Annotated in this window: 17 protein-coding genes and 1 tRNA gene; 4 read left to right on the top strand and 14 right to left on the bottom strand. The window is 40.0% G+C overall.

Translation table 11 applies throughout. The annotated features are described in order from the left end of the window. Positions 1-71 precede the first annotated feature (71 nt). The 3 genes from NIM72_RS06655 to NIM72_RS06645 all read right to left on the bottom strand — a co-directional run bounded on the left by NIM72_RS06655 (position 72) and on the right by NIM72_RS06645 (position 2,451). Positions 72-653 carry a DUF4755 domain-containing protein gene (locus NIM72_RS06655; protein WP_253419525.1) on the bottom strand — a complete coding sequence of 194 codons (582 nt, stop codon included), beginning with the start codon at positions 651-653 and terminating at the stop codon, positions 72-74. Positions 654-948: 295 nt separating this feature from the next. Next, positions 949-2,040, bottom strand: coding sequence for a relaxase/mobilization nuclease domain-containing protein (locus tag NIM72_RS06650; RefSeq protein ID WP_187515064.1), 1,092 nt, complete (start codon positions 2,038-2,040; stop codon positions 949-951). 18 nt (positions 2,041-2,058) lie between these two features. Continuing rightward, entirely contained in the window at positions 2,059-2,451 is a 393-nt protein-coding gene (locus NIM72_RS06645; RefSeq protein WP_187515065.1) for a hypothetical protein, read from the bottom strand. Positions 2,452-2,706: 255 nt separating this feature from the next. Here NIM72_RS06645 and NIM72_RS06640 point away from each other — a divergent pair, with 255 nt between their 5' ends. The 4 genes from NIM72_RS06640 (at position 2,707) to NIM72_RS06625 (ending at position 6,248) form a co-directional block, all read left to right on the top strand. Then, a complete protein-coding gene (locus tag NIM72_RS06640) occupies positions 2,707-3,960 on the top strand; it encodes a hypothetical protein (RefSeq protein ID WP_187515066.1) in 1,254 nt (417 codons plus the stop codon). A gap of 9 nt (positions 3,961-3,969) precedes the next feature. After that, complete coding sequence (locus tag NIM72_RS06635; protein WP_187515067.1) at positions 3,970-5,085, top strand: DUF262 domain-containing protein; 1,116 nt, start codon at positions 3,970-3,972, stop codon at positions 5,083-5,085. Continuing rightward, complete coding sequence (locus NIM72_RS06630) at positions 5,082-5,768, top strand: MAE_28990/MAE_18760 family HEPN-like nuclease (RefSeq protein ID WP_159227082.1); 687 nt, start codon at positions 5,082-5,084, stop codon at positions 5,766-5,768. The genes NIM72_RS06635 and NIM72_RS06630 overlap by 4 nt, the downstream gene beginning before the upstream one ends. A 213-nt stretch (positions 5,769-5,981) precedes the next feature. Further along, complete coding sequence (locus NIM72_RS06625; RefSeq protein WP_187515068.1) at positions 5,982-6,248, top strand: hypothetical protein; 267 nt, start codon at positions 5,982-5,984, stop codon at positions 6,246-6,248. A 52-nt stretch (positions 6,249-6,300) separates the two neighbouring features. Here the strand turns inward: NIM72_RS06625 and NIM72_RS06620 are convergent, their stop codons facing one another. The 11 genes from NIM72_RS06620 to NIM72_RS06570 form a co-directional block, all read right to left on the bottom strand. Next, positions 6,301-6,675 (bottom strand): hypothetical protein, encoded by a 375-nt coding sequence (locus NIM72_RS06620; protein WP_187515069.1) that lies wholly within the window; start codon positions 6,673-6,675, stop codon positions 6,301-6,303. 921 nt (positions 6,676-7,596) lie between these two features. Next, positions 7,597-8,469, bottom strand: coding sequence for a plasmid partitioning protein RepB C-terminal domain-containing protein (locus NIM72_RS06615; protein WP_253419510.1), 873 nt, complete (start codon positions 8,467-8,469; stop codon positions 7,597-7,599). 7 nt (positions 8,470-8,476) lie between these two features. After that, positions 8,477-9,349, bottom strand: coding sequence for a ParB/RepB/Spo0J family partition protein (locus tag NIM72_RS06610; protein ID WP_253419506.1), 873 nt, complete (start codon positions 9,347-9,349; stop codon positions 8,477-8,479). Further along, complete coding sequence (locus NIM72_RS06605; protein WP_187515072.1) at positions 9,350-10,882, bottom strand: recombinase family protein; 1,533 nt, start codon at positions 10,880-10,882, stop codon at positions 9,350-9,352. It abuts the gene before it with no gap. A 409-nt stretch (positions 10,883-11,291) separates the two neighbouring features. Continuing rightward, a complete protein-coding gene (locus NIM72_RS06600; RefSeq protein WP_167431334.1) occupies positions 11,292-12,551 on the bottom strand; it encodes an integrase arm-type DNA-binding domain-containing protein in 1,260 nt (419 codons plus the stop codon). Positions 12,552-12,730: 179 nt separating this feature from the next. Then, positions 12,731-12,805: transfer RNA gene (locus tag NIM72_RS06595), tRNA-Arg, on the bottom strand. A 161-nt stretch (positions 12,806-12,966) separates the two neighbouring features. Further along, on the bottom strand, positions 12,967-14,043 hold the full coding sequence (locus NIM72_RS06590) for a fimbrial protein (protein WP_161733460.1): 1,077 nt from the start codon (positions 14,041-14,043) through the stop codon (positions 12,967-12,969). Continuing rightward, complete coding sequence (locus NIM72_RS06585; protein WP_253419503.1) at positions 14,028-16,412, bottom strand: fimbria/pilus outer membrane usher protein; 2,385 nt, start codon at positions 16,410-16,412, stop codon at positions 14,028-14,030. The genes NIM72_RS06590 and NIM72_RS06585 overlap by 16 nt, the downstream gene beginning before the upstream one ends. Positions 16,413-16,465: 53 nt before the next feature. Continuing rightward, a complete protein-coding gene (locus NIM72_RS06580) occupies positions 16,466-17,173 on the bottom strand; it encodes a molecular chaperone (protein ID WP_253419500.1) in 708 nt (235 codons plus the stop codon). Positions 17,174-17,227: 54 nt separating this feature from the next. After that, positions 17,228-17,830, bottom strand: coding sequence for a fimbrial protein (locus NIM72_RS06575; RefSeq protein WP_161733454.1), 603 nt, complete (start codon positions 17,828-17,830; stop codon positions 17,228-17,230). Between the two features lie 592 nt (positions 17,831-18,422). Further along, positions 18,423-19,358: a formate/nitrite transporter family protein gene (locus tag NIM72_RS06570; RefSeq protein ID WP_161733452.1), complete on the bottom strand. Its 936-nt coding sequence runs from the start codon at positions 19,356-19,358 to the stop codon at positions 18,423-18,425. Positions 19,359-19,550: the final 192 nt, after the last annotated feature.

Raw genomic sequence — 19,550 nt, 5'->3', positions numbered from 1 at the left:
AGTTGAGAAATAAAAAAAAACCAATCAGCCGATTGGTTTCTTTAAGTTACTGATAAGTAATATATTAAAATTTATCTGTTAATTGCGTTGTCAAAAATATGCATCCAGCGCTTAAGTTGCAGTTCCGTATCTCTGATGCCTTCTTGTGAGTTGAAGTCACCCTTTTGGGGAAAGAACATTACTCGCCATTCTGGATACTGAACATCGTCTACTGCGATGTAAAAGCCCGATTCTCTGAAGTCGTGGGTGCGGTCAAGTTCTCTATCCAAGCCTGTTCTTTGTCTTGTGGTAGACAAGTTGTATCGCCATTCTTTGATTGCTGAGAACGGATAGGTCTTTTGTTTGTTCTCTTCCTTGAGATGGATCAGTCCCCGTTTTTCATCGAGCTTCATAGCAGTAGGACCGAACTCATGGCTCCACATGCCGTCAGACTCTCCGAATACATCTCTGGTGCTGGCATTCCACTTCTTAATGCGGAATTTTTTATAAGCAAACATCAAAAGCATGATGCTTGCAAAAACCCATACGATTGCAAGCTGAACCAACCCCTGAACACCTGAGAAATAGAAAATGACAATCGGAAGTGCAATAGCAATCCATACCCGTTTCATCATAAAGAAGTTTGGCTGTTTTACTTCAGTAATTGCTGTCATAGATTCTTCCAAAGTTAGTTTCACTGAATTGAAGGCGCACGTATGCATCAGCTTATTCTGCTGATAAATCAGTGTGCTATGTGTGTCCGTTTGAAGTTACATTACGGCTTGGAAATGGGGTCTAGCAAATCATTTGTACCGATCGATTGCTTTCTTTTGATAGCTCATGACTATCATGTGTATTTAATTGATCAGTAATAACGATCGATCGTTTTTGCCTATCAATATGAAAAGAATGAAAATATTCATGGGGTTTGACTTAGGGAGTGCTTTTAACTCACTGAAAAATAGTCCTTTAGGGTCGTTTGAAAACGTTTTTTAACGCTGAATTTTCAAAATTTACTTCAGAAATCACTGTTGCTTCAGAGTTGCCGGTTCGTATTGCTGTATAGATGACATTTCTTTTGAGCGGGTTGAGAATCGTTGAGCCAACAGCTTTTAAACTGGCAACAAGCTCTTCAAGGTAAGGTATCCACTGCAACCAGCGAGACCGGATATGTTCTCTGTGATTTGCCGTGAGGGGTGTAGCTGTGAGATGAACTTCAATGGGCTTCGAAACGTTTTCTTTGTCGGAAAGTGATTCAGGAGCAACAGCCTCTATAGGTTGAGTCACGGTGATTCGCTTACTCATGTTTGACCAACTGTATGCTTTACCGAGCTGTGATGCCTTAAAAGCGACTCCCTGATGCTCAAATGAAAAACCGTTCATCTTGCCAGTAGATGCGATGTTTGCTGTCGCTGATATATTTTGCTTTTGCATTTCATGTATGAAGTCTTCGATGGTGATGGTATTGAAGAAGGTAAGGATCGCATCTACAGCTTCCTGTATCACTTTTTTTGAAGGTTTCTCTCCGGTTCTGTCCTGCATCATCTTTTCGTTACGAGTAAGCTTTCTTTGCTTCTGAGGCGGTTTAGCAGGAGAAGGACCTTTCGTTCGAGTGAGTTTGTGGTCTTGCTCAAGATCTTGGATCACACGGGTGCTTATCAGGTTTTCGTTCTTACCCAAGTAAAGTTGGCCATCTACTAAAACGTTTATACGGGAAGCAATGATGTGTATGTGCTGACCAGCTTCATCATTATGTAGGACATAACAACGGAGGTGGGTGTCACAGAAGCCCATCCGTTTCATGTAATCGTCAGCAATGTTCTTCCATTGTTGTTTTGTGAGTGATTCACCGACTGGGAGACGAAGGGAGTTATGCCAAACTGGTTTAGTAACATCCTCTCTTAGCTTCTGAGTGTTTGCGAACTCAGCGGTCAGCTCGTCTACAGTGATGCCCACAAGATTGCCACCAATCACCATTGGTATAGTCATATGATGAGGAGCAGGGGCAAGCGCATACGAGATGACTCCTCGAAAGTTCTTACCCCTTTTTATTTTATTCATACCCTTCATCAGCGATGATCACTTTTCAAGAGTCAGCAAAGCATCCCTTACATGCAACAGCTTCACTTTTAAAGCACTTACTTCCTGCGATAGTGGCTGAGCATCTTCGCCTCTGCGAAGCAGGAACGAAGTAAGATCGTTCAGTTTCTGTAGGGAGCCAGTAAGCTTCTGCCAGGCTTCTTTGTTGATTTCGGGAACAGAAGGGGGAAGTTGCTTGAGAGCTGAAGATCTTAGCCAACAGCTTTTGCTGAGCTGGCCTCTGGACTGGTTTACTTTGCTCAGCTCAATCTCATTTAATCTGACAGTCACTGAGTGTTTGCGAAGACGATTAGGGGGTAATTTTTTAACGGCAGGGTCATTGGTAAATGTAGAAGGGAACTCATCGTCAAAAATAATATTATGTTCTTTCATATCAACTCCTTTTGATATTATTTCATTAATAGCATATCCATATGCTAACTATAATAAATACCACAAAGATCAATCGCGTCAATGGGTTGGGTTTGGTGTTTTTTTGCTTTGATTTTCTTTTTCAACCGAAGGGCGGAAAAAGCAAGGCAACTGAGCATCGCTCAGTTAGCCCTTGCTTCTTATCTAATTGAATACAGATGCTATTTTATTATAGCTATGCTAAAATAGTCAAAATAATACTTGTTTAGGTATGGTATGGAAAGTATATCAATCACACCAACAATAATTAATCCGAAACGGATTTTAAAAAAAACTACAGGTGAAGAGTGGTATAACTATTATGCTGGTTTTTCAGATGATTTTGTTTCTGAAATTTTAAACTCTTTCGAACTGCCAAAGGATTCAGTCATTCTTGACCCTTGGAACGGTGGAGGAACGACTACTTTAAATTGTGCACTCGCTGGATATAATGTTATCGGTATTGATTTAAATCCAGTTATGAACATAGTAGCAAAATCGAAGTTTTCTAATACCGATGATGTTCTCACGGCTTTAGATATAGTTAAATATTTAAGAGTAAAAAACTATCCTAACAAGCTCAATGATGAGTCTGATTTCCTTCTAAATTGGTTTGATTTTAAAACTGCATCATATATTCGTTATATTTCTTTGTTTCTTCAAAAAAAATGCAGTGTTATCTCAAACTCAAAGGTTTTTTCGTTAATATTTTTAGCCCTATTTAAATTGGTTAGGAAATATATTGGGAAGTTTATTCCTTCAAACCCAACATGGGTTAAAAAAGCCAAGGATAGTAATGAAAAGATATCCATCGAAGCCACAAAGATTAAAATAGACCTTAGAAATATTATCCATGAAAAACTGAGTGCAACATTTGTTGACAATGTAAATAGTATTGGTAAAGAAGAGTTTTATTGCGCATCTTCAACTAAGTTGCCGTTGAAAGAGCGTAGTGTTGATGCGGTTATTACTTCACCGCCGTATTGCACCCGTATTGATTATGGTATTGCTACATCACCAGAGTTAGCTGTTTTGCTTGGTAACCATCCAGCAGAAATTGATAATATCAGACGAACTCTGACCGGTAGAACCACAATCGACAAAAGGTTTCTTCAAATAGAGTCATTAGGCTTGACTGCAAAAAAGATGCTAATTGAAATTTTTAACCATCAATCTCATGCTTCTGTGTCTTATTATTATAAGAATTTCGCTCAGTATTTTATAGACATAAATGAGTCTCTTAAGCAAATAAAAAAAGTTCTTAAGAGAAATGGGTATTTTGCTTGTGTTGTGCAGGATTCTCATTACAAAGAAATTTATTGCGATCTTGCTTTGATCTTTACAGAAATGGCTGAAGAAAACGGTTTGAGCCTCATTCATCGCCAAGATTTTATGTCTAAATTCGTAATGGCTAACATAAACAGTAAAGTAAAAAAATACCGGGATAAGATTACTGCTAATGAAACAGTTCTGGTTTTTCAAGCAAATTAGGAGCATTGAATGAGCACTGAAGATATTCTTTTCGAAATTGAATCCGAAATGGCTAAAGTCCATACACAAAGCCTTGATTTATCTTTCAATGAATTAATGGATATGTATGAAAACAAAGAACTTGATATAAGCCCAGATTATCAAAGGCTTTTCAGATGGACTGAAGGTGCAAGATCAAGATTCATTGAATCCTTATTACTTGAAATGCCAGTTCCACCAATATATGTAGTTGAAACTGAAAATGGTGTCTATCAATTAATAGATGGACTTCAGCGATTTTCCTCTTATTTGCATTTAAGGGGAAAACTTACGGCTGAGCATATGGAAATAGCGGAAGGTGATAAACTCGTTCTCTCTGATTGCGATATAGTAAAAAGTCTTAATGATTTAACATACGATGAATTACCTTTATCTTTGAAAATTAAATTAAAGAGATCTTTTGTTCGAGTTGAAGTGGTTAGGAAGGGAAGTGATAATAAATTTAAATATCATATGTTTAAACGTCTAAATACTGGTGGTGAAGCATTAACTCAACAACAAGTTAGAAATTGCACCATTAGAATGCTGGACCCGAAATTTAATGATTTTATTATAAGGTTATCACAAGATTATCATTATAAAGTCTGTACTTCCCTTTTATCTGAATCTCAGAAATTTGGTGCATTTGATCAAGAATTAGTTTTGCGATATTTTACTTTCAAAAATAATAGAGCCGCCTTTAAACATGACATAGCCGATTTTCTAACTGAATATATGGAGGATGTTTCATCTGGAACAACTGATTTTGATTATGTAGATAATGAGAGTAATTTTAAAAAGGTATTTAAAGTTCTTTCTAAAGCACATGGCGAAAAAGTGTTTGGTCGAATAAATTCAGACGATGGATTACAGTCTAACTTTAACATTTATCATTTCGAGTCTATTACCATCGGTATTCAGTCTGTTATCGACAAGATTGATGAAAATGACGACTCAATTATCGATGAGATCAGAAATAGTATAATTCAGCTTAAAAAAGATAGTGTTTTTAAAGCACAAACAACTGGAGGTGGTAAAAACTCTCCTGGTCCGCTAAGAGGTAGAATTGAAATTGCTACCCAATATCTTGAGGTTGCTCTGAAATGAACCCAGAAGAATTTTTAACTCAAGTTGAGTTAGAGCGAACTTGGAGAGAGGAAGAAATAAGGTCTCTCAACAATATTATGGAGAAGTCTGATGATATGAGTATTTATATGATGCGGAGGGCAGTTATATGTTTACTATATGCTCATATAGAAGGGTTTGTTAAGTTTTCTTTCAATCTATACATTGATGGAATCAACAAGATGGAGCTTAAGTGTAATGAGGTAAAACCTATTCTAGCAGCGGCTGTGTATTATAAAGATTTTTTAAAAATGAATAACCCTGATATTAAGAATAGGATATTCAGAAAGACATTACCTGATGACTCACACTTACATCGTATCTTCCGTTATGAAGAGTTTTTCGAGAAATTATCTGATGTTATGGATGGCAAGATCTTCATCGCGGATGGATACGTAAATACTGAAAGTAATGTTGGTAAAGAAATACTTCAGAAACTATTGTATCAAGTTGGATTATCTCACACTTCTTTAGATCAAGTAATTGGACCTTTAACGAGATTAAAGAATAAAAGAAATGATATTTCACATGGTGTTGATAAAGCAAAAGTAGAATATGAAGAATACAAAGCTTACTATGATTGCTCAATAAATATCATGGCGGAATTAATCATGGTCTTATTTTCAGCTTATCAAAGAAAAGATTTTCTAATTAATAAGGATTGATTTCATATGGGTTAAATATATCAAAATGCTTTAGGTTTTTTATTCTCCTGATGCTTGACTTATTTTATCAATCTTTTAGATTTTAATTAACAATCAATATTTGGTTGTGGTATTTAGACGGAGCCTATTAATTTTATTGGGTAAATATATTATTGCTACTTCAAGACGCAATAGCTCCCTCTATTTTATTATTTAATATTTTAAGGAGATAATATGTGGTGGATAGAGATTTCAGATATAAAAAATAGAAAGGCTGTTTATATAGAACTTCCTGAGGATAACTGTAGAGCATTATACAGATTTATTTCTTCAATTTCTAAAAATATTCCAGTAAGTTTTGGTTATATAGGGGGTAATGGAGGGCTTAATTGTGTAGGTTCAACAAATATAGATTATCAATACAGGAAGAAGCTTATATACGATGGAGAAAGGCCAGAACCTCAAATCGAATGGTTTTTATCAGGTGTGTTAAATGATTAATTTTACAATCAAAGTTTTTAGCACTCCTATCGCAAAATAAGAGTGCTTTTACTCACCGCCTTAATTTTCTGGCGGATTTTAGTTTTTTGAGAAGTTCAGATATATTATTACTGATTTCTTCTTTATTAACTTTGTCGGGCAAGCTAATGTTTTCATCGAAATCAATTGTTTCTTGAGGGACTTCTTCTAATTTAAAGTCTACATCACCATCATTTTCTTTAGGCGATGCATTATATTCAATAATTTGAGGGAAATTTAATTCATAGCAATCTTCATAGGCAAGATTTTTTTCTGAAAAATGGGATAACACAGAACCAGAGATAGTGTCGATAACCAGATATAGGACATTTGCATCCGTTTTATTTATATCGCTCTCACTTTGATATTGATTAACTTTAATGACAGTATATCTTAAGTCAGTTGCCATTTTTTTTCCTTTAATTTATTTAAAATCATAAGTTCTAGCAATTGATAGTTTCGTAACAATCATTTATTAATTGGTCAAACGATGTAGCTCTTAAGAGTGTTATAAAAATTTTTAATTTAGTAAAGAAAATTCTACTAACCCTTCAATTGATTAAAGGTAAGGTGTTGTTTTTCCTGTTTTTTTCAATTTATATGGATTGCTGATGCTATAGAAATTCTTTTTAATGCTTCTCGCCTTTCTCCAAAGTATTCATACCTGTCATAGATGCTCTATACACCTTTGAGTTTATGATTTAAACACCGTTCTGCAACATGTAGAGGAACAGAAAGTGAAGCAAGCAGGCTCCGGCTCGTTCTTCTAAGATCATGAACAGTAAAATATTCAATATCGCCCATCATATGTGGCGGTTGCCTCATTTTACCAGCTCAATCCCTAACAGTTTGGCTATCGCTATTGAGAGTATCTTTCCCCATATGCTTATTTTTACTTGTCCGGCGATTTGGGAAGAGATAAGGTGAATCCAATGCTCTGACCTTTAGTTCTTCCAAAATCTCAATGGCGAGTGGATGAAGTGGAATGACTATGCCAACACCAGACTTGCTCCTTTCCTTGGGTAAAACCATTTTTTATCTACTACATTGAATTTCAAACACTGATCTTCTGTCAGCTTACTTTTGCGAACAGCGAGAAGCAGTAGTAGGACATATGTCAGGTAATTATCACGAGAGAAGTTGTCAGAGTGTTCTCTGAACACTTTAAAACGATTAGCAATCTCATACCTCCTCAATGCTCTTTCTCTGCTTTTTTAACCCCTTCGGCATCGCTGTCATTTAAATCTATAGCTTGGTTTTTCTTAAATTAAGCGAGTTTGATATTATCCTTAAATAGTTCTAATTCTAAAATCTGTTTATGAAAAAATCTTTAAGTTAATTTTTCAATATCAGATATCTTGGTCAGTTCACTAAGATAATCTTGTTTATTCCTAAGAAGCCAGTGGAAAACCTTAGGGTTTTCGAGTATTTTTTTAATGTGAGAGATAACAATCGTTAGCTTCAAACTATTGGAACCGTAGTTTTCTTTTATCTTTTGTGTATCGAAATGGACCTGAGCCATCTCTTTTTCAAGCCTTTCAATTGCTTTTCTATTACCAGATCTCTCATCAATGTTAGGTTTACCTTTGTCGTTTAAAAGATCAGGTGATGAACTGTGATAAAGCGATTGAGCAAAAATCTTTGAATAATTATCAAATTTTATCATTATGTTTGCACATTCAATTTGCCTAAAAGGAATCATTCTTTTTAAGATCATAAATGTGTTCTTAGGTATATCTCTATCATTAAATAATTCTATAACCTCAGGGCATATGCCTTTAAGAACTGATAGATTACTTTTTAATGAATCGGAGCTAATATTCAAGGCTGAACAGAGCATGTCTTCAGGAACTCCTACTCGAACAGCTTCTTTTAACATTTTCTGAATTTGAATGATTGTTATTCTATTAACTTTTTTGTTGGGAGTATAAGTGTCGTAAACAGTTGAAACGAGACAAGCAACTCTTTCTTCTCCAATATCTTTTAATGCCTCAACTCTCAGATGACCATCAAGGATTTTAGCAGTGCCATCAGCCCCATCAATGTAAATCAGTATAGGTTCGACTAATCCAAGTGCAGATATCGTGCTCTTAATTTGTATGTATTTTTGGCTGCTTTTGTAGTTGGTAGGAAGTTTTTTAGTATAAATAAGATCACTTAATCTAAAGCTGACTGTTTTTTCATTAAAGCAGTATTTAATCATTTTGACCTCAGCAAGAAGTATTTTTCATTATAACTTTTACTACTTCATTTAAATTCTCTTCGTCTATGATTTTACTAAACTCTTCGTTATCAGATAAATCTTTGAATATTTGACTGGCTATAAGTAAGTTTCTCTCGACATATTCAGCTTTGTTTTTAATTTTTCTATGCTGCGAAATATTATCTTGATATATCTGTTTAAGCTCATCAGTAGTGAGTTTTTTCTTTTTCTTTGCAACTCCGAAACTATTATTCAGAAATCCTTTCAAACCTTCATCTCTGGAGTCCAATATATCTCTGATTTTACCAACATCTTTATGTTTTATTAAACCTTCATCAAAAGCTTTAATTAGTAATTCTTGCCCACCTTCGAAGTCTACTCTGGCAATTTCAACTGCAAGCGAGATTGGAATGCTTCCTGATTCTACAGCAGATAATAGTTTGTTTTCTCCTTTGCTAATTAGCATAGTCAGGCTGGTAATCCAGTGCAATGATAGGCCAGTAGAATAGGATATTTCTTTGTTAGATAAACCTTGCTCATTCATTTCTTTTATTCGTTGGAACTGCTCGCCCGCTCTTGGTATTACACGAGCCATATTTTCAACCAAACTCATTATGTATGCTTTGTTTTCATCAATGTCCAGTATGAAAGCAGGTATTAGCTTTTCTCCCAAAGCTGTGAGCGATTCAAGTCTACCCTGACCACAAATTAAGGCAAATTCATATTTTCTATCCGAAATCCTTCTTACTGTTATTGGCTTTCTTAATCCACTTGTATCGATACTATCTGTTATCTCAGCATGTTTAAATTTATTCCGAGAACGAGGGATGACAACTTTTATTTTTGAGATTTCAAGCATGTGAATTTGATCGTCGTTCATTTAGGCTACCTCCATTTCCGCAGTCGAAAGCATATCAAAGAATGTTCTGATGTTATCAAATCTATACATTTCGAATAGAAGGTTATTATTCTCTTTTAGACACAACTCACTTTCAAAACTTTCAATCGAAGGTAGGATGTAATAATCAACAGGTTCGGTATTAAGGCTGTTCATTCTTGCAACCACATTAACTTCGGGATTTAAGCTCCTGTCTAATCTAACTATCCATCTACATTTTCCAGATCCCATTTTTCGACATCGAGACAGTATAATGGAAAAGGTTAAACTTTTGTTTATAGTGATTAGTTTGTTATCTAATATAGATACTTCGCTATTATTAATTTCTTGGTGTATTTTATTCACAATGTTGTTATGTTTAATTCGTAAGGCTGAGTTTATTTCTAAATAGCGGTAATCCCGCTCGGGTGTGTAATTTATCAGCTTATATGCTGGAAGAAGTCCTCCAAAGCGGCTTGCTACTACACTGCTTGATGGGCCATTATCCTCTTCATCAATGATAAAACCTGATATTTTTCCATGAGTCGAAAGGATCTTTTTTAAAAAATTAAGAATCTCTTCATTGCTCATTTTTATTGAACGGTTATCAATAATCTCTTTCGCTAACCTGAATTTTTCTTCTGAAATTATGGGTTTGAAAAAAGAATTATACTCAATCCAATCCTCTTCAGGATTTTGAACCCTTTTAGTTTTCAGTTTCTGAGATGTTCGATTATATGTATACTTTCCAGTATAGCGGTTATTTATAAGCACAGAATGTATCCGGCTTCGTGTCCAATCTGATTTGTCGCTGTATTTATGTCCTTCATGGTTTAGTTTCGAAGCGATGAGATACTCATTGAGTCCTTCAAAAATGAACATGTTAAATATTTTCTTTACTAAGTCCGTTTCCTTTTTACTTCCTGGTATTAAGACTATCCTATCTGTTTGCAGACTCTTTCTCTCACCATTGTTAAGTATCATTTTTGCTTTGTTATTATTATCAAGTAACTTTCTTTTAAGTCCGTATCCAGGCACTCCACCCTGATAGTATCCTCGCTTAACAAGATTTACATGTCCTGCAAATACTTTTATTGAGAGGTTTTTACTAAATGCTCCCGCAGCATACATAAGTGATGAAAGTATGAATGTCTCAGTGTCACTATTAGCAGGAAGATTTTCAGCACAGTATATAAGATCTACCTTATTCAGTTTTAATAGATATTTATAGTAGATGCCTTCCTGTGGATCTTTAAAGCGGCCAAAACGACTTACATCATATACAAGGACAGCTTCTATATTGATTTCCTTGGTAAGTATGTCATTGATTAACTTGTTAAAATCATGCCTCCCTGACGTTGATACACCGCTTTTTCCTGCATCATCGTAAGTATGCAAGATTTCCATATTGTGGTCGTCAGCATATTTTTTTATGAACTGAGCCTGGTTATCTAACGAAAACTCCTGAAGATTTGTAGACATCCGTAGATATTGGGCTACTTTAACTTTCTGTTTTTGTTCTACTTTATTATCCATTGCAGTGCCTTGGTGCAACTGTTGAACATTGATTTGTACAAAAATTGATCAATTTCGTTCAGGTTGCAACCTTTTTTGGCATTCATTTTTTTATTTTTTTGTTCTTCGGCTACAAAACTACACCATTATTTGAAGATTCATTGTTATGAAAAAGGAGGAGGGGATGGTGGAGTGATAAGAATGAAATGAAAATATTTTGAAAAAATGATTCAACTTATTGATTTATATGGATGTTTTACATGCTGGTGTTTAAGGTATGCCATTAATAACGAACAACACTTTTGCTTAGATTGAGCTGAATCGATGTATGTATTAAGGCGACTATTTGGGAGCTTTGAATTCTTAATAGATATTCGCAGCCCACATTGAGTTATCGATTATAAAATATTAAATACGTATCGTTTGCTATTCACTGTTCTGAATGCTGAATAGAGAAGGAAAAAGGTGTCTGTGCTTCTTCTTTACAAGCTTCCAGATAGTCAGCCCACCATTGCAACATGAGCCTCCGTTCTTCCAAATGCTCCGCTTTATGTATGTAAGCAGCCCGGACACTGTTGCGTTCCTGGTGGCTCATTTGTCTTTCCACAGCATCTCTCGACCATAATCCCGATTCGATTAGGGCACTACATGCCATAGTCCTGAAACCATGCCCGCAGACTTCTACTTTCGTATCATAGCCCATCGTCCTGAGTGCTTTGTTGACAGTGTTTTCACTGATAGGTTTGTCGTCCCCTGTAAAACCAATGAACATAAGTTCTTTGTTACCACTGATCGTATGAAGCTCTTCCATAAGTGCTTTGGCTTGTGAGCTTAATGGGACCAAATGAGGCGTTTTCATTTTTGCCCCTCTTGCAGAATATTTTATCCCGTTCATAGGTTGTCGCTTTCCGGGGATAGTCCACAGTGAATTTTTGAGATCGACTTCTGACCAGCGAGCAAATCGCAGTTCACTCGAACGGACAAAGGTGAGGAGTGTTAACTGCACTGCAATTTGGGTAATGCCTCTTCCTTTATACGCTTCTAAACGATTCATAAGCTCTGGCAATCGTTCCAGAGAAAGGGCAGGGCGATGAACACTTTTAGTGGAAACAACAGCACCAGCGAGGTCGTTTGCAGGATTCTGTTCAATCAAAGCATTATGAACGGCATACCTCATTACCGCCGTAATGCGCTGTTGTAAGCGGGAAGCCAGTTCATGGTGTCCTGAAGCTTCTGCTTTTTTCAAAGGAACCAACAAATCACGAGTTTTTAGCTCGCTGATATTACGTTTGCCGATGACAGGGAACACATGGGAAACAAGGCTGTTCAAAACAGTTGTTCTATGACTTTCTGACCAGGTTCTGTTACTGGTATGCCATTGTCGTGCAACTTGCTCAAATGTTAGCAAGCCCTTGCTCTCAATCTTTTGCGCTTTTCGCTTCTCACTTGGGTCTACATGGTTTGCAACGAGCTGACGAGCTTCATCTCTTCGTCGTCTGGCTTCGGACAATGAAACCTCAGGATAGACACCCAGTGCGAGTATTTTCTGTTTGCCAGCGAAGCGATACTGGAAACGCCAGTATTTGGAACCACTTGTGGTGATCAAAAGATGCATACCATTACCGTCTGTCAATTTGACAGGTTTATCAGAAGGCTTTGTATTTCTTACTGTTAACTCAGTGAGCGCCATACTAAAAACCCTCTTCTGATGGTATCTGCATTATCGAACTTAAAATACCAACATATGTACCAACAAAACAGCGTGGATTTTGAAATATGACGGTGTACGTTAGTGGGCTACGAAAAGAAGGTAAGCGTTTGAAATTGAAGAGTTGACTAGACTTTAAGATACTTAGGCGGGCTAACATATGGTGTCCCCTGCAGGAATCGAACCTGCAACTAGCCCTTAGGAGGGGCTCGTTATATCCATTTAACTAAGAGGACCGCGGCGTGCAGTATAGCGAAAGAGGTCTGAAGATTCACCAGGTTGCCGTGCGTTTGCTCATTCCGCCAGCAACACTGCTTTTATGTCTTCCTTCTGCTGCTATTCAGATCGTGACGGCGAAGGTGCTAAACCCAAAATAAGCGCATCGCCGCCAGTAAGCTTACTCATATTCCATATAGATAATAATGGTGCCGACCACGGTGCCAGGTGATGCATTCGCTGCATCAAAAATTTTATAGCGTGCACCAATATCGATCGCCGTCAGCGATGAAACGAGATCTTTGCCTTTGGTCATCGCTGCCAGTGAGGTGGATGCGGAGTCATAACCGGTCGTGAATTTCAATGGATCAGAAAGGGTATTAAACAGCTGAAAGCCGATGCCTGAAGAGGTGGAAGAGGCATTCCTGACGATGTAGTTAGCACTATCAACAATATCGTTACTGTAGGCACGCAGGTTAAACGTTTTCGTTGCCTTACTGTCAATGCTTCCACTGCAGGAGAGGGGAATAGAGAAGCGCGTATCCGAGTAATCACCGGATTTAAGGGTAAACAGCGTTGTAGAAGGCAGGGTGAACTGCTGATTCTGGATGCTGCAGGTCGTGCTGACCGGCACAAATGAGATATCGATCGACGCAAATCCTTTTAGATCGATATAAGAAGCGGACGCGGCTGCAGCTTTAGTCGCTACCAGACCACGAAGCGCACTGGCAGTAGGATAAGCAGTACTGCCGTTCGATGAGATCAAATACATCAATGGAAGTTCTGTCTTGCCATTAGTGGTGGCGGTATCATAAGTAGTGCTGTCTGTTATTTCAGCATGAATTGTAATGTCAGTATCAAAATCGGAAGCCGGATAATCCTGTGACAGTCCCGCACTAAAATTTTTACTGGTCACCGGAAGAGATGCCGTAAATTTGATGTAATTTTCCTGGTCGCCTGTCGTGAATTTTACTGTGTAGCCGCCTTCAAGACCGTTACGGTAATAGAGGGTTTCACCACCATTGGCACAGCCCAGTTTAAATGCCGAAAAATTTGAGCTACTGGTGACGGAATAACTGCTTGCCAGTGAAAGCATATTAGCCAGATCAATATCACTTGTTGTGGAAGTGGCAACAGTCGCCTTATCAGTAGCCAGCGTATAAGGGTTACAATATGCCAGCGCCTGATTAATTGAAACGATGGCGAGTGCGAAAAATAATCCCGAGGCGATTAACAGATTCTTTATAAACGTGTGCATAGATTATCTCCGGTGAGAACCGCGTTTTTAATTACGCAGGACTGCTGTTTATCGGTCCGTGCCAGAATATAGTCAGGCAGGGTATCGGCTTTAACGTAAATAAGCCCACCCTGCGCCACATACCCTAATTCGCCACCTTTACGGTCGAACAGAGCGGCACCAAACGCCAGCGGCGTTCCATCTGTATAGCGCGCCTGCAGAGAAAAGGTTTTACGGGTATCCGTAATGTATTTCACATAAGAAATACTGCCTTTCCACGGCGCAATTTTTTTAATATTTCCCTGAATATCACTGGCTGATTCAGAGTTAAGATAAAACGTATTTTTACGCCACGGCGTCGCGAAGGGCACCAGCGCCTTACCCTGACTGTTAGTATAAATTGTCGCGTTACCATTAACTTTCGCACCCGCAACGCCTGGCGCATCAATAATCACGAAGTGATTACCGGTCTGTGGTGACGTTAGCAAGCCGTGCTGAGAGAGCAGAATCGTTCCCGAAGCCGTCGCGCCATATTGGGTATATTTCTCGCCCTGTGTCAGATTCCCGGTAAAGGTCGACCACGGAGAGGCATAAGAGAAATAACCGCCGGATGAGGCACCGTCACGGCTTCGATTATTCACTAACAGGTTATACCTGAACGCGTCTGAAACCTTTTCATTCCAGCCCAGCGAGGCGCTTGACTGGCTTCCCTCAACACTGGATGAAGCACTGACTGTGCCATCGTGCCCAAATAGGCTCCAGGGAATGCTGAGTGTTAAACTGGCGTACTCTTCCTGGCGATAAACCGCCTTACTGCGATTCTCTTCATACAGTTCAGCATTGGTATAGATTCTTTTGCCTGCGTTAACTGACCAGGAAATCTGATTATAAGTATTGCTCCATCCCACACTAAACTGGCGAGAGACTTTTTCGGTATTCCAGTAACCCACAGCGTACAGGCTGGCGTTTAACCTGCCGAAACCGGCTGGCAATTGTTGATCAATTGCCAGGTTCAGACTGTTCTTTTCCTGAGCTCGATAGCCTATACGGTCACTGATATATTCAGCGGTAGTGTCTGCCTGACTCAGCGTAATGAAATTTTTGTCGCTGTAAGAGGCCGCAACAGTGACGGATGTTCGGGTTGGAAAATGTTTATTCAGTGCTACCCGGACTTTCTCACCCTGCTGCTTATCCTCTGCTAAATTTGCCTGGGTATATTGATAGCTGGTGGTGAGTGTTCCGAGCCACGGAACGAGCAGACCGGTACCAATCAGTCCGGACTGATATTTTTCGGCAGCTATGGCACCGGTCACCAGCGTCAGATAATTATTGATCCCCCGGCTGTACTCTGCCTGTAAAAAATTACTCTGTCTGAACAGGGCGTCACTTTTGAATTTACCGGTATACATTGCCCAGTCGGTTGAGCCGCTCCTGAGCAGGCTGCCTGCAGACGAATAAGGAATGACGGTTGTAGTTTTACTGCCATCCGCGTTTTCAATCACCAGATAGAGATCGGAACGTGAACCGGTTGGCATCAGATCACTAAACTCAAAAGGGCCCGCGGGTACGCTTTGCTGAAAAACGATCCGGTCATCCTGCAGCACTTTAACTATCGCATTGGTTTGTGCTATGCCGCTGATCACTGGCATATAAGTTCGGTAGCTGTCCGGCAGCATGCCGAGATCTTTAGTCAGACTCACGCCACGGAACTTTACACTGTCAAACCAGGATGAACTGGTATTATCTTCACCCACTTTAACCGTCGAGCTTATTGAAGGTAGAGATTTTTCAAGATAACGAGAACGGTTAATCCATCTTGAATCGGTCTGATTTCGATAATAGTAACTATTATCGCGCAGATGCCAGTCAGCAACATTAAACCCGCTGTTCAGGGTCAGGTAGAGGTTCGACTGGTCATTACTGTTATTGTATTTTCCTCCGGAATAGATTGCGCTGTAATTAGTGAAAAGTCCGGTGATACCTTTATCCCACAGTTCCGGCGGCATCCAGTTGCGGTCGTGCGCAATAATACGAGCCTGCGGGACGGTAATATCCAGCTGGAAAATATCCTGACGAAACTTAAGCGCGTCGCCAGTGAGAATATCCTGCAGGCCAACCCAATCCTGGTTCAGCGGCGTCAGTATCTTATCGTGTGCGTCAGGGTCGCTTTTGATATCTAAAGCACTGATATCTTTTCTGGGAATAAGAAAGACGCCATTCCCTTCCACTCTTAGCTGATGATTACCTTTCCACTCTTTATTAACATAAATATCCACGCTGTAGACGCCAGGAGAGATAGGGTTTCTCTCACCGGACCAGGCTTCATTCGAGGCGCTACCGAGCATAAAGCCCTGATTAAATTCTTCCTCAGCATAGCTGCGAATACACACAGCGATGCTGATGAAAAGTAACGTTGTTTTTAAAAGAGTCAGTCTGGTGTTCATTAGCGGCTGATATCAACTGTTCTTAAGGTTCCGAAATCATCAATGTATGTCAGATAAAATTTCCCCTGGATGGACAAGCCCGCAGACTTACCTGTCGAAGCGCAACTAAAGGGTTTTGCCAGCACTGTTTCCTGCAGCAGGTTATCTTTTTTGCTGCCATTCCTGACTTTGCTTAATCCTGCCACGGTGACGTAATAGGGCGAGCTATTGTTAATACAAATACCATTATTATCGCGGGTCAGCTTAAGATAATCCTGTAGTTTATTTTGATCGACACTCAGATTAGCGGGGCGATAAAAAACTTTGACGCGGTTTCTGACAGCGAACTGGAGGTAGCTACCGCTTTTATCTTTCGGGTTAGGTGGGATATCAATGAAATTCAGCCAGAAGAGGCTTTCACGATCTTTTGGCAGCGAGGCTGCCAGATTGTTTTTTACTACAGTCAGAATCTGGCCATCATTGGCGCCGATGCGCACTACCGAGGGTACGACAGCCAGTGCCAGCCGGAGGTTTTCAGGCTTCGCATCAGGATTTCCGTTGTCTATCCATGACTGAACGAGATGAGCTTCTGCTGATTTATTGACGAGCTGTACGTTGACGCTTTTCCTGTCACCACTATAGATAACACGCGTATTATTCATCACCACGCTGGCGTTTGCGCTTAATGAAATAATGCACAGCAATGTGCCTAAAGAAACGAGTTTCATTTTCAGTCCTCATTTTTAGACATCCTTGTCTGAGCGAAATATCCTGTTTTACAGTTAATCGTAATTGAAGGTATAAGTTGCAGTGGTCACTACTGAACCGGCTGTTACTGCTGCGCCACCGTAGTTGTAGTAGTTGGCATAGTAGTTAATAGCGCCAGAAGCTGGTGCGGTATCAAAGTTTGTACCATCTGAAGAGGTGGTTTTCAGGCCAGTGTCCAGCGCCGTGTTCAGGGTAACCAGCTGACTACCATCCTTAGTAATACCAATGCCTACACCGCTGGAGGTACCGGTTGTGTTTTTCAGGTAGGTGTTATCATCAGAAACATTTCCGCCTGAAAAGGTGATTTTCAGCGTTTGCGCTGTAGTGCTAGTGCTGTTGAAACCCGAACAGCCATCGACATTCAGCGTAAACTGTTTTGCATTCGTCGGAATGACACCGACCGTAGTTCCCATGTCGCTGCTGGTGACCGGATTTAAATCAACGGCGAAGTCACTTCCGCTGTTAGTTGTTACGTTACAGGTTGCATCAGTCACCGCACCGTAAAAGGTGATTGTGCCACCGCCGACGTCAGCGGTAGTCGAGGTGGCGAAAGCGACCTGGCAGGTCATTAACAGGGCAATTCCTGCAGTGATTTTATTAAACGCTAATTTTTTCATTTTTATAATCCTATTATTGAGTCTGATTAATGTGGCGTGCGTTGCTACATTAAAAAAGCTCTTAACGTGATGACGCAGGATTAATTACCCGGTCCTGGTTGTGTGTAATTAACAGGAAGTGGCCAGGCGCGAAAATAAATGTTTTTTCAGGACTTAACTTTTTCTCGCCTTAATAAAATTAAAGCGAAAAAATAAATAAGTTACCAGTCCGGTTTTTACAGCATCGCGTCAGGAATTAAGCTTTCCTGTTGGCGGTAAATGTAACAAAAAATCCGGTCGTGCAATATATGTTGAGGGTTATATATATTTATTCAAATGCTGATGAGGGTTAATATAAGGAAAGGATTTTGTTAGGTGCTTTCAGATTCTATTAACCTGTGTTCCAGGATGGGAATATTCTGAAGATATTAAGAAGTAAATTGACAAGAGGTCAAATTAATTTACGGTTGATGAGCGCTAAATGCAAACGATAATAGCTGCTCTTGCATACTCATCTTTCCTCAGCGAACGATTTCCATCTTTTTGCCGTCAGTGTGTCACGGAGTCATGCTGCCAGAAAAACCTGCACAGCATGACTCTGATCGACTGACTGTTACTCCGCCTTTTCCTGCTCTTCGCGCTGACGGCGTTTCTCCTGCTTCCGTTTTTCCGCCTTCGCTTTCGCTACTGCCGCCTCACTCATGTCATTACGGATCTGTGCGTGGCTGATCAGCGCAAAAATCAGGGTGCCGCCGGTAATGTTGCCAAGCAGCGTCGGCAGGGCAAACGGCCACAAAAATTCATGCCAGCTGATAGTGCCGTTAAACACCAGATAGAGCACTTCGACCGAGCCCACAACGATATGTGCGAGATCGCCCAGCGCAACCAGCCAGGTCATCATGACAATGACCAGCAGTTTAGCGCCGCCCGCAGAGGGGAACATCCAGACCATGGTGGCGATAATCCAGCCGGAAATCACCGCATTAGCAAACATCTCGCCAGGGGTGTGTTCCATCACCTTCATACTGATATTGGTAAAGGCCTGACGGGTGGCATCGTCAAATATCGGCATCTCATTGAACGCCAGCGCACCGAGTGCCGTACCGATTAAATTTCCGAATAAAACAATGCCCCATAACCGCAACAGCAGACCCGCATTACTCCAGGTCGGTTTGTGCATCACTGGTAACACGGCGGTAACGGTATTTTCAGTAAACAGTTGCTGGCGCGCCATAATAACGATAACAAAACCAAAGGTATAACCGAGGTTTTCCAGCAGGAATGCGCCGGGTACGCCATCCAGATGCACCTGAAATATCCCCTTCGCCATCAGCGAGGCACCCATGGATAAGCCCGCCGCAATGGCTGACCAGAGCAGCGCCACACCGTCGCGCTCCAGCTCCTTCTCCCCATCCTGGCGGATCTCTTCATGGATGGCGGCGGCGCGGGAGGGTAAAGCCTCCTCATCGACTTCGATGTCAGTGCCCTTATCCTTCTCTTCACTCTCTACGTCGTTTGGACCCTGTTCATTACCTGATGAAGGCTTCATATTTTCTCCGGGTGATAGTGCTGTCGCGTAATAAGCGTAGCCGTTTTTTATTTGCTGATAATGTAACGACCAGTGCGAATAAGCGTAACAACGTTTTTCGGAACTGCATTTTTATTCAGACTCTTTGCGATATCGCACGAATAAGCTACTGGTATCGAAACTGAGCGGTAGCTCACACTTCGGCCCACAGCA

Origin of the sequence: Pantoea sp. B550 (genome assembly GCF_024158165.1) — a bacterium.
Lineage (GTDB): Bacteria > Pseudomonadota > Gammaproteobacteria > Enterobacterales > Enterobacteriaceae > Pantoea > Pantoea alfalfae.
The sequence above is the reverse complement of the archived record's forward strand: the minus strand, read 5'-3'. Positions and strand labels throughout refer to the sequence as shown.

Bases quoted from the DNA above. Each gene is read 5' to 3' on its own strand.
- NIM72_RS06655 (WP_253419525.1), bottom strand. From the start codon at position 653: ATGACAGCAATTACTGAAGTAAAACAGCCAAACTTCTTTATGATGAAA.
- NIM72_RS06650 (WP_187515064.1), bottom strand. From the start codon at position 2,040: ATGAATAAAATAAAAAGGGGTAAGAACTTTCGAGGAGTCATCTCGTAT.
- NIM72_RS06645 (WP_187515065.1), bottom strand. From the start codon at position 2,451: ATGAAAGAACATAATATTATTTTTGACGATGAGTTCCCTTCTACATTT.
- NIM72_RS06640 (WP_187515066.1), top strand. From the start codon at position 2,707: ATGGAAAGTATATCAATCACACCAACAATAATTAATCCGAAACGGATT.
- NIM72_RS06635 (WP_187515067.1), top strand. From the start codon at position 3,970: ATGAGCACTGAAGATATTCTTTTCGAAATTGAATCCGAAATGGCTAAA.
- NIM72_RS06630 (WP_159227082.1), top strand. From the start codon at position 5,082: ATGAACCCAGAAGAATTTTTAACTCAAGTTGAGTTAGAGCGAACTTGG.
- NIM72_RS06625 (WP_187515068.1), top strand. From the start codon at position 5,982: ATGTGGTGGATAGAGATTTCAGATATAAAAAATAGAAAGGCTGTTTAT.
- NIM72_RS06620 (WP_187515069.1), bottom strand. From the start codon at position 6,675: ATGGCAACTGACTTAAGATATACTGTCATTAAAGTTAATCAATATCAA.
- NIM72_RS06615 (WP_253419510.1), bottom strand. From the start codon at position 8,469: ATGATTAAATACTGCTTTAATGAAAAAACAGTCAGCTTTAGATTAAGT.
- NIM72_RS06610 (WP_253419506.1), bottom strand. From the start codon at position 9,349: ATGAACGACGATCAAATTCACATGCTTGAAATCTCAAAAATAAAAGTT.
- NIM72_RS06605 (WP_187515072.1), bottom strand. From the start codon at position 10,882: ATGGATAATAAAGTAGAACAAAAACAGAAAGTTAAAGTAGCCCAATAT.
- NIM72_RS06600 (WP_167431334.1), bottom strand. From the start codon at position 12,551: ATGGCGCTCACTGAGTTAACAGTAAGAAATACAAAGCCTTCTGATAAA.
- NIM72_RS06590 (WP_161733460.1), bottom strand. From the start codon at position 14,043: ATGCACACGTTTATAAAGAATCTGTTAATCGCCTCGGGATTATTTTTC.
- NIM72_RS06580 (WP_253419500.1), bottom strand. From the start codon at position 17,173: ATGAAACTCGTTTCTTTAGGCACATTGCTGTGCATTATTTCATTAAGC.
- NIM72_RS06575 (WP_161733454.1), bottom strand. From the start codon at position 17,830: ATGAAAAAATTAGCGTTTAATAAAATCACTGCAGGAATTGCCCTGTTA.
- NIM72_RS06570 (WP_161733452.1), bottom strand. From the start codon at position 19,358: ATGAAGCCTTCATCAGGTAATGAACAGGGTCCAAACGACGTAGAGAGT.